13 protein-coding genes are annotated in these 13397 nt (G+C 68.4%); 5 read left to right on the top strand and 8 right to left on the bottom strand.

Going from position 1 to position 13397, the window contains the following annotated elements:
* The first annotated feature begins 190 nt into the window (after nucleotides 1-190).
* Nucleotides 191-1891 (top strand): acid phosphatase, encoded by a 1701-nt coding sequence (gene acpA / locus HEP73_RS01945; RefSeq protein ID WP_185821910.1) that lies wholly within the window; start codon nucleotides 191-193, stop codon nucleotides 1889-1891.
* 251 nt (nucleotides 1892-2142) lie between these two features.
* On the opposite strand, the gene HEP73_RS01940 is transcribed toward acpA, so the two are convergent.
* Complete coding sequence (locus HEP73_RS01940) at nucleotides 2143-2484, bottom strand: hypothetical protein (protein ID WP_185821909.1); 342 nt, start codon at nucleotides 2482-2484, stop codon at nucleotides 2143-2145.
* A 105-nt stretch (nucleotides 2485-2589) separates the two neighbouring features.
* Here HEP73_RS01940 and HEP73_RS01935 point away from each other — a divergent pair, with 105 nt between their 5' ends.
* On the top strand, nucleotides 2590-3057 hold the full coding sequence (locus HEP73_RS01935; protein ID WP_185821908.1) for a metallophosphoesterase family protein: 468 nt from the start codon (nucleotides 2590-2592) through the stop codon (nucleotides 3055-3057).
* A 36-nt stretch (nucleotides 3058-3093) separates the two neighbouring features.
* On the opposite strand, the gene HEP73_RS01930 is transcribed toward HEP73_RS01935, so the two are convergent.
* On the bottom strand, nucleotides 3094-3456 hold the full coding sequence (locus HEP73_RS01930; RefSeq protein ID WP_255423636.1) for a TfoX/Sxy family protein: 363 nt from the start codon (nucleotides 3454-3456) through the stop codon (nucleotides 3094-3096).
* A 422-nt stretch (nucleotides 3457-3878) separates the two neighbouring features.
* Between HEP73_RS01930 and HEP73_RS01925 the strand changes: the two genes are divergently transcribed.
* The gene (locus tag HEP73_RS01925) at nucleotides 3879-4304 is read left to right on the top strand and encodes a hypothetical protein (protein ID WP_185821906.1); all 426 of its coding nucleotides are present in this window, start codon (nucleotides 3879-3881) and stop codon (nucleotides 4302-4304) included.
* A 7-nt stretch (nucleotides 4305-4311) separates the two neighbouring features.
* On the top strand, nucleotides 4312-4608 hold the full coding sequence (locus HEP73_RS01920; RefSeq protein WP_185814953.1) for a hypothetical protein: 297 nt from the start codon (nucleotides 4312-4314) through the stop codon (nucleotides 4606-4608).
* Between the two features lie 50 nt (nucleotides 4609-4658).
* On the opposite strand, the gene HEP73_RS01915 is transcribed toward HEP73_RS01920, so the two are convergent.
* The 6 genes from HEP73_RS01915 to aroE all read right to left on the bottom strand — a co-directional run bounded on the left by HEP73_RS01915 (nucleotide 4659) and on the right by aroE (nucleotide 12269).
* A complete protein-coding gene (locus HEP73_RS01915; RefSeq protein ID WP_185821905.1) occupies nucleotides 4659-6239 on the bottom strand; it encodes an SDR family NAD(P)-dependent oxidoreductase in 1581 nt (526 codons plus the stop codon).
* A gap of 243 nt (nucleotides 6240-6482) precedes the next feature.
* Complete coding sequence (locus HEP73_RS01910) at nucleotides 6483-7028, bottom strand: ankyrin repeat domain-containing protein (RefSeq protein ID WP_185821904.1); 546 nt, start codon at nucleotides 7026-7028, stop codon at nucleotides 6483-6485.
* 68 nt (nucleotides 7029-7096) lie between these two features.
* Nucleotides 7097-8620, bottom strand: coding sequence for a catalase (gene katB, locus HEP73_RS01905; RefSeq protein WP_221893151.1), 1524 nt, complete (start codon nucleotides 8618-8620; stop codon nucleotides 7097-7099).
* Between the two features lie 220 nt (nucleotides 8621-8840).
* Nucleotides 8841-10940, bottom strand: a complete 2100-nt coding sequence (dinG, locus tag HEP73_RS01900; protein ID WP_185814950.1) for an ATP-dependent DNA helicase DinG — start codon at nucleotides 10938-10940, stop codon at nucleotides 8841-8843.
* 106 nt (nucleotides 10941-11046) lie between these two features.
* Nucleotides 11047-11373 (bottom strand): hypothetical protein, encoded by a 327-nt coding sequence (locus tag HEP73_RS01895; RefSeq protein ID WP_185821903.1) that lies wholly within the window; start codon nucleotides 11371-11373, stop codon nucleotides 11047-11049.
* 47 nt (nucleotides 11374-11420) lie between these two features.
* The gene (gene aroE / locus HEP73_RS01890) at nucleotides 11421-12269 is read right to left on the bottom strand and encodes a shikimate dehydrogenase (protein ID WP_185821902.1); all 849 of its coding nucleotides are present in this window, start codon (nucleotides 12267-12269) and stop codon (nucleotides 11421-11423) included.
* Between the two features lie 52 nt (nucleotides 12270-12321).
* On the opposite strand from aroE, the gene HEP73_RS01885 reads away from it, so the two are divergent.
* Nucleotides 12322-13221, top strand: coding sequence for a TolB-like translocation protein (locus HEP73_RS01885; protein ID WP_185821901.1), 900 nt, complete (start codon nucleotides 12322-12324; stop codon nucleotides 13219-13221).
* Nucleotides 13222-13397 lie beyond the last annotated feature (176 nt).

Raw genomic sequence — 13397 nt, 5'->3', positions numbered from 1 at the left:
GGAAATCTCCCCGTCGAACACCGCTGGATCGGCTGGTCGGCGCACCATTCCTGTCCAATCGCAGCAGGGCACGACGACGGTCTGCGATACGGCCGCTGAACGCCACGCCGGCCAGCCGTCGCGTCCGCTTTGACTTGTCATTTGCGCGGCCCACACTGGCCGATGCCTTTCCCCCAACGCCCATGACACCGTGAAGAAGCCGCCCCAGGACCCCGCGTCCACCGACACCGATGCCACCCCCGAAAACCCACAGCGTCGCCGCTTGCTCGGCGGCCTGGCGCTGGCCAGCGGCGCGCTGGCCATCGGCCCCACCGAGACCCTCGCCGAGGCGGCCAAGCGCGCGCCGCAAAGCCCGTTGTCGGCCAGCGACCTGGACAAGCAACTGCGCGAGAAGATCCAGCACGTGGTGGTCATCTACGCCGAGAATCGCAGCTTCAACAATCTGTTCCCGGAGTTTCCCGGGCTGCAGCGGCCGTTGTCGGCGGTGACGCCGGCTCAGGCGCGACAGGTCGATCGCGACGGCAGCGTGCTCGACATCCTGCCGCCGATCTGGGGCGGGCTGGCGCCGGACGAGCAGGTGGTGGACCACCGCCGCTACAAGATCGGCGAGGATGCGATCGGTCCGCTGCCCAATGCGCCGTTCCCGCTGCGCACGGCCGACGGCAAACCGCTGCCGCATGGCGTGGTCACCCGCGACCTGGTGCACCGGTTCTACGAGAACCAGATGCAGATCAATGGCGGCCGCAACGACGGCTTCGCCGCGTGGAGCGATGCCGGCGGGCTGGTGATGGGCCATTACGCCGATGCCCCGGCGACACTGCGGCTGTGGAGCCTGGCGCGCGAGTACACGCTGTGCGACAACTTCTTCATGGGCGCGTTCGGCGGCTCGTTCCTCAACCACCAATACCTGGTCGCCGCGCAGGCGCCGTACTACCCGCAAGCGGACACCGGCCCGGCGCGGCTGCAGATCAGCGCCATGGCCAGCGACCAGCCCGACGAGATCCGCCTGGCGGTGCAGGAGGATTCGCCGGACACCGCGCTCAACGGCAAGCCGCGCTTCGTGCGCGGCGGCGCGCTGACCCCGGATTTCTGGGCGGTCAACACCCTGAGCCCGCCGTTCCAGCCCAGCACCAGCCAGGACCCGGCGCGCCCCGACTACGCCGCCCCCGACAGCCCCGACGTCTTGCCGGCGCAGACCCACCGTCACATCGGCGACGCGCTCGATGCCAAGGGCGTGGACTGGGCGTGGTATGCCGGCGGCTGGGGCCTGGCGGTGCAGGGCAAGGGCGACACCGGCGACACCCCCGAGTTCCCGACCAGCCCCAATTTCCAGATCCACCACCAGCCGCTCAACTATTTCGCCAATCTCGCTCCCGGCACGGCCGCGCGCGCGCGACGCCTGCGCGACGGCGGGCTGGGCGACAGCGCCCCGGACAACCGCTTCATCGCCGACGTGCAGGCCGGCACGCTGCCACCGGTGGCGTTCTACAAGCCGCAGGGCAACCTCAACATGCACGCCGGCTACTCCGACGTGGCCGCCGGCGACCGCCATATCGCCATGGTGGTGGACGCGCTGCGCAACGGCCCGCTGTGGGACAAGACGGTGGTGTTCATCACTTTCGACGAGAACGGCGGATGGTGGGACCACGTGGCCCCGCCCAAGGCCGATCGCTGGGGGCCCGGCTCGCGCATCCCGGCGCTGGTGGTGTCGCCGCACGCCAGGCGCGGGCATGTCGATCACAACGTCTACGACACCGGCTCGATCCTGCGCTTCATCACCCGCCGCTTCGGGCTCGAGACGCTGCCGGGCCTGGCCGAACGCGAGCGCGCCATGCAGGCCGCCAGCGGAGTGCGCCCGGGCGACCTGACCGCAGCGCTGCACTTCGCCTGAGCAGGAGCCAGGGAAGAACGGTGGTCGCCCGCACGGTTAGGCTATCGGCCTGCCCGTCAGGCGCCGCCGATGCCTTCCGTTTCGCCGCTGCGAATTGGCCTGACCTCAGACATCCGCGGCTTGCTGCGGCCGCCGCCGCAGGCGGCAATTCGCGATTGCGTCACCATGACGTAGCGACCACGCGCGCCAATGCGCGTGACGACTCGGCCAGGATGCGGCGGTCGCGAGCAGCCGGTCCGCGTGGCACGCGATCACGCCTCCTCCACTCGATAACGGCCCGGCTGGGTCCAGGCGATGCACAGGAACGGTCCGCTCAGCAGTCCCTTGTCGCGCAGATAGCAGAAGACCTCTGCCGGGCACCATTCCCTTCCGGCGGCAAAGGCCAGGCCGAGTTCGCGCAGCGCGTGGAAGGCCTCGGCCTTTTCCGCGTCGTCGTGCACCACCATGGCATGGACGCCGGCCTCGCCGGTGCATGCGAAACCGAGCGCACGCAGCGCCGCATCGTGTTCGCCACGCATCGCCCGGACCTGGATCGCGGCGGCGTCGGCCTTTTCCACGTAGGCCGCTGGTTCCCGATCGAGCGCTGCAGGCATGTGGTTCTCGCGACGTGGTGAAAGGAGTCTTTCGCTCAGACCGGCACGCGGCCTTGCGAACGTGGGGTTTAGGCTAGCACTCCGTCCCGTTGCCAAGCCCTGCCGATGCCTTCCGTCCCGCCGCTGCGAATCGGCCTGATCTCCGACACCCACGGCCTGTTGCGGCCACAGGCGTTGGCGGCGATGCGCGATTGCATGGCCATCGTGCATGCCGGCGACATCGGCAAGCCGGAGATCCTCGATGCGCTGCGTGCGCTGGCGCCGCTGCATGCGATCCGCGGCAACATCGATACCGCGCCATGGGCGCAGGCGCTGCCCGACACGCTGGACCTCGACATCGCCGGCATCCGCCTACACGTGCTGCACGATCTGAAGACGCTGGCGCGCGACCCCGCATCCGTGGACGTGGTGGTCAGCGGGCATTCGCACAAGCCGCTGCTGCAGACCCGTGACGGCGTGCTGTACGTCAATCCCGGCAGTGCCGGACCGCGCCGTTTCAGCTTGCCGATCGGAGTGGGCTATCTGCATCTGCAGGCAGGCGGCGTCCGCGGCGAGTTGCACGCGCTGACCTGAAGCGTCGCTGCAGGATTCCGGGAAACGACGCGCGACCTAGCGCGGCGCCGGCGGCCGGCTTGCGCGTTTGCCGACCTTGGCCGCCTTGGCCGGTTTGGGAGCGGGCAATGCCTGTGCGGTGGCGCGCAGCAGGCGCTGCAACAGGCTCCGATCCTCCAGCCCCTCGTCGATCAGGTAGTGCGGCTTGCCGCCAGGATACGGCGCCTGTTCGATCACGTCGTCGAGCAGCGCGCGCCCGGCGGCGGTCGGTTTGACGAAGACCTGGTTGTCGCAGACGAACGCCACCACCTTGCCGTCCAGATACAGCGCGTATTCGCCGAACATCTTCTTGCAGGTCAGCGCGGCGCCGAGCGCCGCCTGTTCCATGACGTAATCCACGTAGCTGGCATCGGAGGCCATGTCGTCGCTCTGCGCTTGGGTCGATGCCGGATTCTGCATCGCGGCCGGCAAAGCGCAAGCGCCGGAATGCGCCGCGCATCGGAAAGCGTCCTTGGCCAAGCGATACGCCCATGTCCGCACGCCGACTCCCCGGCTTTGCAGCCGTGGATGATCCGCATCGACGATGCGCATGGCGCCGTCGAGGCTGCCCCACCTTGGATAGAAGCGCTCTTCCCGCACCGCGAGTGCGGCGATCCCTGCAGCGGTCGTGCTGTGGCCATCGCCAATCTCCGCTAGAGTTGGCTGCTGGCCGCAGGGCCGACCGGCCGGGGCCGGGAACGGGGAACATGGTGGATGCCGCGCGGGGGCGCAGGCGTTGCCGAACGCTCGATGCAGCGGGAAATGGGCGATCTAGATCGCGTGGCAGACAAAGGGGATGTCTCATGTGGAAGAAGTTCGGCGGTGTCTTCGGCAAGACCGGCCTGGGGAAAATGTCCAGTGACGAATATCAGGCAAACCTCAACGGCATGAACATGTTCTTCGGCGCCGTGCTGGGGTTCGTCCTCACCGGTACCGAAACGCTCAACAACTGGCAGTTCGGCGTCGTGCTGACCCTGCTGTCCGGCATCGTCATTTCCATCCTCTTCATCTCCAACAGCCGGCACAGGGTCGCCTATGCGATCTATACGACCGTGCTGGTGCTGAGCTTCCCCAGGATGGCCGACCTGGTGCTCAGAGCGAATGACGTCATCCCCGGCAAGGTCCAGCCAACGCTGATCGTGTGGACCGCCATGACCATCCTGGTGGAGTTCTGGGGCCGCGAAAATGACCAGGCCGCCTCCACGGCCGGCTCCGACCAATCCGGTTGAGGCGCAGGTGGTCCTGCTCAAGCGCATCATCCAATCCTTGTGGTGGCTCGCGCTCGCCTACGTTCCGCTGGCGCTCTCCGACAGGATCGAACGCCTGTACGCGGAGCTGGGCTGCCCGCCTCGCGGAGATTGCTACGTGGCCGGCACGATGACGGCATTCGACCTCGAGCTGTTGACGCTCGGCATCGCCTTGCTGGTATGGCCTGCCTGTCTCTGGTTTCTCGGCCTGCGCTGGATGACCGGCCGGCTGGGTAACTGGCTGGGAACCCTGTTCAAGGCGCACCGGCTGCGCCAACCGGGCTGAATCGCGCAGCGGTTTCCGGGAGGCCGGCGACGCATGGCCTCCCCGCCCACTCACCAATCCGTCGGCGCGTAGTCCTTCAGGAACTGCCCCCACACGTGCTCGCCGGTGTTGAAGCCGTGGATGATCGGGTCGACGATGCGCGCGGCGCCGTCGACGATGTCCAGCGGCGGGTGGAAGCGTTCTTCCTGCACCTTGCGCGCGGCGATCTCGGCCGGATCCTCGTCGGTGACCCAGCCGGTGTCCACGCTGTTCATGTGGATGCCGTCGTTCTGGTAATCGGCCGCCGAGGTCCGGGTCATCATGTTCAACGCGGCCTTGGCCATGTTGGTGTGCGGATGCCGGGTGGTCTTGAAGTTGCGGTAGAACTGCCCTTCCATCGCCGACACGTTGACGATGTGCTTGTCGCGTTCGGGCGTGCGCAGCATCAGCGGCTTGAGCCGCGCGTTGATGATGAACGGGGCGATGGCGTTGACCAGCTGCGTCTCCAGCAATTCCACCGACGGCACTTCGGCCATCAGCAGGCGCCACGAGTTGCGCCCGCGCAGGTCCACCTGCTGCAGGTCCTGGTCCAGACGCCCTTCGGGAAACAGGTGCTGCTGGCCGAGCAGTTCGTCGGCCAGCAACGGCACCTGCGACAGTTCGGCGGCGCGGGTCAGCCCGTCGGCACCGCTGATGCCGTGGCCCTGGCCTGCCGGCAGCGTGGTCGCCGATGCCGCCGGCAGCAGTTCCGGGCTGCGCAGGCCTTCGTAATGGCCGACCAGGCGCCGCACGTGCTCGGGCAATTCGTGCAGCGCGGCGGTCTCGCCGGCCATCATGTGCGCGTAGAACTGCGGCGGCCGGCGCACGGTCTGGCAGGCGTTGTTGACGATGAAGTCCAGCCGCTCGCGCGTGGCCAGCAGCTGGCTGCAGAACGCTTCGACGCTGGGCGTGTGGCGCAGGTCCAGGCCGAACACCTGCAGGCGGTGGCCCCACTCGGCGAAATCCGGTTCCTGCGCGTAGCGCGCGGCCGAATCGCGCGGGAAGCGCGTGGTCACGATCAGTTCGGCACCGGCGCGCAGCAGCTTCAGCCCGGCCTGGTAGCCGATCTTGACGCGGCCGCCGGTCAGCAGCGCCACGCGCCCGCGCAGGTCCGCAGTCTCGGTGCGCTTGAAGTAGTTCAGCTCGGCGCAGGCCGGGCACATCTGGTCGTAGAAATGGTGCAGCTGGGTGAACTTCTGCTTGCACACGTAGCAGTGGCGCAACTCGGGCGACTGCGCTGCCGCTGGTTCCTCGGCCGCGGCATTGCTGGCGTCGTGCAGGCCGGCGGCATGCGGCGGGAAGTAGTTCGGCGTGCTGAACACCGGCTTGCGCCGCAGCGCGCGGATGCCGGTCTGCTCGAGCAGCGCTTCGGCCTTGCGCACCTTCTCCTGGTGGCGTTCGCGCGCCTGCTGCTTGAGCAGTTGCCGGCGCGCCTTGGGCTCGGGGTGATAGACCTTGGCGACGACCTGGTGCAGGCGCACGCGGTCGGCCTCGGGCAGCGCGTCGAGCACGCTGCGGTCGGCATCGATGGCTTCGAGCAGGTCCAGGGCGACGCGCAGGCGCTCGGTCAGGGGCAGGTCGTCGGCGGCAGGGGGCGAGGCGGTGGTGTTCAAGACGGATCCAGGAAGAAGCGAAGGCACGACAGCGCGGCGGGCGCGCCGGCGATGCGGCGTAGCCAGTCCTTGCAGCGAACGGGCAGCGGCAGCGCGAAGCGTGTTTCAGGAAGCCGTAGTTGCCCGGCAGGGCGGGTATTTTCGCCGATCCCGGGGCTTCGGCGCCATGGCCGGCGGCTGAACCACCGTGCTCGCCTGCAGCGCGCCGGCCATGCCTAGGCGCACGCGCTTCTCCTGCGTGGTTCAGCGCACCGGCGCCTGCGCGAATTCGCCGCGCTGCAGTTTGGCCACGTCGTTGCCTTGCGCGTCCTTGGCCTGCAGATCGGCGCCCTTGGCGGCGAGCTCTTTCAGCACTTCGGTGCGCTGGAACAGCGCCGCATACATCGCCGCGGTCTGGCCGGCGTTGTTGCGCTGGTCGGGCGCGCAATCAGCCTGCATCAGCCGCTTGGCGATCGCCAGCTCGCCCTTGAAGATCGCGCCCATCAGCGCGGTGTTGCCGCGCTTGTCCTGTGCGCACGGATCGGCACCCGCACGCAGCAATTGCTCCACCGCCGGCTGCTGGCCGTGGTAGGCGGCCAGGATCAGCGCGGTATAGCCCTTGTCGTCGCGGATATCGAGGTCGTAGTGCGCCTGGATGAACTCGGCCAGCATGTCCTGGCGGCCTTCGCGCGCAGCATCGAAGAAGTAGTCGCGTAGTTGCGCCTGGATCCTGGCCGGGTCGGCGGGTGCGGGCGCGGCAGTCGCCGAGACGACGACCAGGCTCAGGGCGAGAATAAGGAAGCGACGCATGCTCGGTCTCCGGGAAAGAAGGCGCGGCGCGGCGTGGGGGAGGCGCCGCCGCACTACGCAGTGAACGGTCAATCCTGCAGTTGCGCGGCCAGCTGCTTGACCCGCGCCAGATCGCCCTTGGCGACGCGGGCGACGCCGCTGCCGTAGGCCGGATCGGCCTTGTACAGGAACGACAGCATGATGTGCTTGCTTGCATCGTCGGTGCCGGCCAGCGATTCACCGAAGCTCTGGATCAGGTCCTGCTGTTCCTTCTTGCTATAGCTGCGGAACAGTTCGCCGGCCTGCTTGAAGTTCTGCTCGCGGGCGATCCTGGCCTGCTGGGTGCTGCCCGACAGCGGCAGCTGGCTGTAGCGCGCGTTCGGATCCTGGGGGCGCGGGGCGAGCCGGCTCGGCTCGTAGTTGACGCCGCTCGCGGTGGCGCCGTAGTTCATCGACCCGTCCTGATTGCCGTTGTTGACCGCCACCAGTGGCCGGTTCACCGGCAGACTCAGGCCATTGGTGCCGACGCGGTATAGCTGGGTATCGGCATAGGAGAAGATGCGCCCCTGCAGCAGGCGGTCTTCCGACGGCTCGATGCCCGGCACCAGGTTGGCCGGCGCCATCGCCACCTGCTCGGTCTCCTGGAAGAAGTTGTCCACGTTCTTGTTCAGCACCATCTGCCCGATCTTGCGCTCGGGCACGTCCGGCCAAATCTTGGTCGCATCCAGCGGATCGAAGTCGAACTTGGCCAGGTCTTCCGGCTTCAGCACCTGGATGTACAGATCCCACTTCGGATAGTCGCCCTGCTTGATCGCGCCGACCAGGTCGTTGGTCAGGTGGCTGTAGTCCTTGCCCTGCACCTGCGCCACCTGCTTCGGATCCAGGTTCTTCAGGCCTTGCAGCGACTTCCAATGGAACTTGACGTAGTGCACCTCGCCCTGCGCGTTGACCAGCTTGTAGGCGTGCACGCCGTTGCCGTCCATGAAGCGGTAGCCGGCCGGCGTGCCTTCGTTGGAGTACAACAGTGTCAGCGTGCGCGTGGCTTCGGGCACGTGCGAGAAGAAATCGAAGCGGCGTGAATCGTCGTCCAGGTTGCTGCGCGGATCCGGCTTGAATGCATGCACCATGTCCGGGAACTTGATCGCATCGCGGATGAAGAAGGTCGGGAAGTTGTTGCCGACCAGGTCCCAGTTGCCTTCGCTGGTATAGAACTTGGTGGCGAAGCCGTGCGGATCGCGCAGCGTCTCCGGCGAATGGTTGCCGTGCACCACCGAGGAAAAGCGCACGAACACCGGGGTCTTCGCGCCGGCAGCGAACACCTTGGCTTTGGTCAGGTCGGAGATGTCGGCGCTGGCGGTGAACTCGCCATGCACGCCGGTGCCGCGCGCATGCACCACGCGCTCGGGGATGCGCTCGCGGTCGAAGCGCTGCAGCTTCTGGATCAGCTGCACGTCCTGCAGCAGGGTCGGGCCGGTAGCGCCGGCGGTCTGCGAGTTCTGGTTGTCGCCGACCGGCGCACCGTTGTCGCGGGTGAGCGTGGACTGCGCGAACCCGGCGGGAACGATCAGGGTCTGCGACAGCAGGGCGAGCACCAACAGTGTTCCAGGGCGCATGGCGTCAGCTCGTGTTGAGGGAGCTGAAGCATGGCGGCGGCACTGCAGGCTGAGAATTCGTTAGTTGCTATGACTGCGATAGGCACGATGCATGCGTGCCTGCTGTTGTGACTGCGGTACTCGCCCATGTGCGTTGCGCTTTGCACTTCGTGGCATGTGCGCATCGCACAAGCGGCGCGATGCGAGGCAAGCGACAGCAAAATGTAGACAGCGCGCGACGCTAGCCGATCACCCGCTTGAACGGCGGCAGCGCATCGATGATGCGCTTGCCGTAGCGCTTGGTCAGCAAGCGCGAATCGAGAATGATGACGCGGCCGTGGTCGCTGGAACTGCGGATCAGGCGACCGGCGAACTGGGTCAGCGTGCGCAGCGCGTGCGGCACTGCGATCAGGTTGAAGGCGTTGAGGCCGCGGCTTTCGAACCACTCGCCGAGGGTGGCGGTCTGCGGGTCGGTCGGCACCGCGAACGGCACCTGGGTGATGACCACGGTGGTGCAGGCCTCGCCGGGCAGGTCCAGGCCTTCGCCGAAGGAATTCAAACCGAACAGCACCGAGCCTTCGCCGGCACCGATGCGGCGCATGTGTTCGCCGATCATCTGCGACTTGGAACCATCGCCCTGCACCAGCACGCGGTTGCGCTGCGCGATCGGCAACAGGTCGGCGACCTTGAGCATCTTCCAGCGCGAGGTGAACAGCACGATCGAGCCCTTGCCCCAGTCCAGTTCCTTGACCAGGTAGCGCGCGACCTCGCGCGGATGGCCTTCGCGGTCGTCCGGCGCCACCGGGAATTTCGGCACGATCAGCTCGGCCTGGTTGGGCAGGTCGAACGGCGAGGACAGCGACACCATCTCCGCATGCGCGGGCAGGCCGTTGTCGATCGCCAGCGCCTGGAAATCGCCGCCGCCGGTCAGCGTGGCCGAGGTCAGCACCGCCGAGTCCACTTCGCTCCACAACAGCGCGCGCAGCACCTGCGCAGCCGAGACCGGCGAGCAATGGCAGACGAGGTCGGCATCGCGCGACAGGGTGATCCAGCGCGCCATCGGCGCTTGTCCGTCCTGGTCCTCGCGGCGCCAGCCCAGCCACAGCGCGTATTGCTGCTCGACCATCTCCAGGGCCATGCCCAGGCTGCGCTGCAGGCGCTCCTTGGCCGCGTCTTCCTGCTTGGACTTGGCCACCAGTTGATGCGCGGCCTGCACCCAGTTGAGCAGCGCGGCGGTGTCCTGCGCCTGCGCATCGATGAAGGGTTTCCAGTCCTCGGGCAGGCGCCCGTTGGGCGCGCGCCACATCGGCTCTTCCTGGCCTGGCTCCGGCACCCAGGCGCGTTCGATCTCGGCGCGGAAGGTTTTCAGCCCCTTGCTGACCTGGGTCGCCAGTTCGATCGCTTCGTTCGGCAGCTGGTTGCCGATGGTGTCCTTGTCGGCCAGCCGATAGGCGGCGCCGACCAGCGCCTGCAGGCGGCCGGTGCGCCGCGCCATGTCGTCCAGCGCCAGGTTTGCGGCGCCCTGGTCGATGGCGACGCCGGCGATGTGGTGGCCCTCGTCGAGCACCAGCAGCATGTCCGCCGGCGGCGCGATCAGCGGCTGGCCGTTGTCGCTGTCGCCCAACGCCAGCGCCGACAGCAGCAGCGCATGGTTGGTGACCACGATCTGCGCATCGCGCACGTCGCTGCGCGCCTTCAGCACCGGGCATTGCACCGCGAACGAGCAGCGGCGCCCGGCGCAGCCGGCGGCGTTGGTGGTGATGCGCGCGCGCAACGACGCCGGGATCGGCTCCGGCGCGGTGTCCAGATCGCCGTTCCAGGTCTTGTCGGCGTAGGCCTTGGCCAGCGCGCGCGCCTGTTCGGCCTCGGCCGGGCTCAGCGGGCGGTCGTACAGCGGCGCCTCGTCCTCGAACATGCTGTTCTGCGCGGCTTCGCCATGCAGCTCGGCGACGTTGCGTGCGCACAGGTAGCGGGTGCGGCCCTTGGCCAGCGCCACCGTCGCCTCGATGCCGGTGGCCTTGAGGAAGGCGGGGATGTCGCGTTCCACCAATTGCGATTGCAGCGCCACGGTGCCGGTGCTGATCACCAGCTTCTTCTTGCTGGCCAGCGCGATCGGCACCCCGGCGGTGAGGTAACCCAGGCTCTTGCCGACGCCGGTCGGCGCCTCGGCCACACCGACGCCGCCGCTGGTGCCCAGCGCACGCGACACCACACCGATCATCTGGCTCTGCGCGCGGCGCACCATGAAGCCGGGCGTGTTGGCCTGCAGCTTGGTGTAGGCGTCGCGGATGCCGGCCTTCATCTCGTCGGTCAACTGCCGCGTGGGTGCTGCCTTTTCCATGCCGCCTGTCTGCTCGTGCCGGGGATCGGCCGGCTATTTTCCCAGGTCTGGCCGCCGCGTGCCGGGGAAAGGTGAACGGCTCGCCGCGCGAAGCCTAGGAAATGCCCTAGCGCGGCAACGCCAGGCGCAGCGCCAGCACCACCAGCAGCATCGCCACCGCATGCAGCAGGGTGAACACTGCCTGCAGGATGCCGAACCAGACCGCGTAGCTGGAGTAGGTTCCGCCCTGCGAGATGATCCACATCGGCAGCAGCGAGGTCACCGTGCCGCACAGCCCGCCGAGCAGCAGCAGGCTCAAGCCCCACAGGCCCAGCGTGCGGGCGCGGCCGGGGCGGCGCGTGGCCAGCAGCACCAGGCCGGTGCCGAGCACGATCAGGATCGGCAGCTGGAAGCCTACCGTGGTCAACAGCTGCATCACGAATCCATCGTCCATCGGAATCTCCGTTTAGCTACGAAACAAGCGCCGGGGCGCAAAAAAGGTCAGTCGGCGCTGACCAGCACCGCGTCGCGCGCGCGCAGCGCGGCGTAGACCGGGTCGGTGTCCGGGCGCACGCCATGCCAGCGCTCGAAGCTCTCGGCCGCCTGTTCGACCAGCATGCCCAGGCCGTCCACGGTATCGCGGCAGTTGGCCGCACGCGCCCAGGCCAGGAACGGGATCGCGACCTCGCCATAGTTCAGGTCCACCGCCAGGGTCATGCTGTTGACCAGCGACAGCGGCAGCGAGAACCCCGCGCTGTCGTCGCGGCCGGCGGCGGTGGCATTGACGATCAGTTCGAAGTCGCCCAGTTCGCGCAGGTCTTCCCAGTAGCGGGAAATGGCGCGCGCCGGCTCGCCCAGCGCATCGACCAGCGCATCGGCGCGCTCGGGCGAACGGTTGACGATCAGCAGCTGCTGCACACCGGCCTCCAGCAGCGCTGGCGCCACGCCGCGCGCGGCGCCACCGGCGCCGATCAGCAGCGCGCGGCGGCCGCGCAGGTCCAGGCCGTTGCGCCCGGTCAGGTCGCGCACCAGACCGGCGCCGTCGGTGTTGTCGCCGTGCCACTGACCGTCGCGGAAGCTGAGCGTGTTGACTGCCCCGGCGCGCTGCGCGCGCTCGCTGTGGACCACGCTCAGCGCATACGCGGCTTCCTTCAACGGCAGGGTCACATTGGCGCCCACGCCGCCTTCCGCGGCAAAGGCCGCCAGTGCCGCCGCGAAGCCGTCCGGCAGGGCGTCGATCGCGTCGTACTGCAGGGCGATGCCGGTCTGCTTGGCAAAGTCGGCATGGATGCGCGGCGACAGCGAATGGGTGACGGGATGGCCGAACACGGCATAGCGGGATGTGGGCATGGAACGCTCGTTGGTTGTTTTAGACTGGTCGCGACATCCGAAGGAATCCGACATGCGGACCCCCGCCCTGCCGCTCGCGCTGGCCGCGAGTTTACTCTGCGCGCCGTCGGCGTTCGCGCTTTCCGAGTTCGGCATCGAGGGCATGGGCGTGGTCTCGACCAAGGCCGACGAGACCCGCGCCAGCGTTTCGCCCGATGGACAACGCATCGTCTGGGCCAGCCCCGACCGCGCCGGCGGGCCCGGCGGCGGCGACCTGTGGCAGGCCACGCTGCGCGACCGGCGCTGGGTCGAGCCGCAGCCGTTGCCGGCGCCACTGAACTCGCCCGCTGCCGATGGCGACCCGTTCTTCAGCGCCGACGGGCATTGGCTGTACTTCGCCTCCGACCGCGCCGGCGGCCAGGGCGGCAGCGACCTGTACCGTGCGCCGGTGTTGGCCAATGGCCGCTACGGCCCGCCGCAGAACCTGGGCGCGGCAGTGAACTCGCGCGGCGACGAGCGCGCGCCGACCCTGTCGCTGGACGGCACCCGGCTGCTGTTCGCCAGCGACGGCCACGGCGGTGCCGGCGGCATGGACCTGTTCGTGGCGCGGCTGCAAGGCCAGGTCTTCGGCCAACTGCAGGCGCTGGACGGCATCAACAGCGGCGACGACGAAACCGACGCCGCCTGGCTGGGCGACGGCCGCGCGCTGGTGTTCGCGCGTGCGCGCAAGCCGCAAGGCGCGCAGCTGTTGCTGGCGCAGTGCGCCGGCGGGCACTACGTGCAGGCACTGCCACTGGCGCTGTCGTTCAACGGCGCCGACGGCGACACCCGCGGTGCGGTGCTGGACGCCTCCAAGCCGAGCGAACTGTTGCTGGTCGGCAGCGCGCGTGCGCCGAAGGCCGGCAAGCGCGATATTTACCGGATGAAGGCACCGGCTGCGACCGGCAGCGGCGATTGTGCGGGTGCGCGCTGACGGTAACGGCTTCGCTGCCGGAAGCGCGAATACCGAAGGTCGGTGACGCGCGCCCGTCTGCAAGCGCTGCTGGAACGGTCGCTGCAATGATCGTTGATGCAGCTGGTCGCGGCTGAAGCCGCTCCTACAAAAAGCGAGCTGCGCCTTCTGCCCTTGTAGGAGCGGCTTCAGCCGCG

This window comes from Xanthomonas sp. GW (assembly GCF_014236815.1).
Classification (GTDB): domain Bacteria; phylum Pseudomonadota; class Gammaproteobacteria; order Xanthomonadales; family Xanthomonadaceae; genus Xanthomonas_A.
The sequence above is the reverse complement of the archived record's forward strand: the minus strand, read 5'-3'. Positions and strand labels throughout refer to the sequence as shown.

Bases quoted from the DNA above. Each gene is read 5' to 3' on its own strand.
- HEP73_RS01940 (WP_185821909.1), bottom strand. From the start codon at position 2,484: ATGCCTGCAGCGCTCGATCGGGAACCAGCGGCCTACGTGGAAAAGGCC.
- HEP73_RS01935 (WP_185821908.1), top strand. From the start codon at position 2,590: ATGCCTTCCGTCCCGCCGCTGCGAATCGGCCTGATCTCCGACACCCAC.
- HEP73_RS01930 (WP_255423636.1), bottom strand. From the start codon at position 3,456: ATGGCCTCCGATGCCAGCTACGTGGATTACGTCATGGAACAGGCGGCG.
- HEP73_RS01925 (WP_185821906.1), top strand. From the start codon at position 3,879: ATGTGGAAGAAGTTCGGCGGTGTCTTCGGCAAGACCGGCCTGGGGAAA.
- HEP73_RS01910 (WP_185821904.1), bottom strand. From the start codon at position 7,028: ATGCGTCGCTTCCTTATTCTCGCCCTGAGCCTGGTCGTCGTCTCGGCG.
- katB (WP_221893151.1), bottom strand. From the start codon at position 8,620: ATGCGCCCTGGAACACTGTTGGTGCTCGCCCTGCTGTCGCAGACCCTG.
- dinG (WP_185814950.1), bottom strand. From the start codon at position 10,940: ATGGAAAAGGCAGCACCCACGCGGCAGTTGACCGACGAGATGAAGGCC.
- HEP73_RS01895 (WP_185821903.1), bottom strand. From the start codon at position 11,373: ATGGACGATGGATTCGTGATGCAGCTGTTGACCACGGTAGGCTTCCAG.
- aroE (WP_185821902.1), bottom strand. From the start codon at position 12,269: ATGCCCACATCCCGCTATGCCGTGTTCGGCCATCCCGTCACCCATTCG.
- HEP73_RS01885 (WP_185821901.1), top strand. From the start codon at position 12,322: ATGCGGACCCCCGCCCTGCCGCTCGCGCTGGCCGCGAGTTTACTCTGC.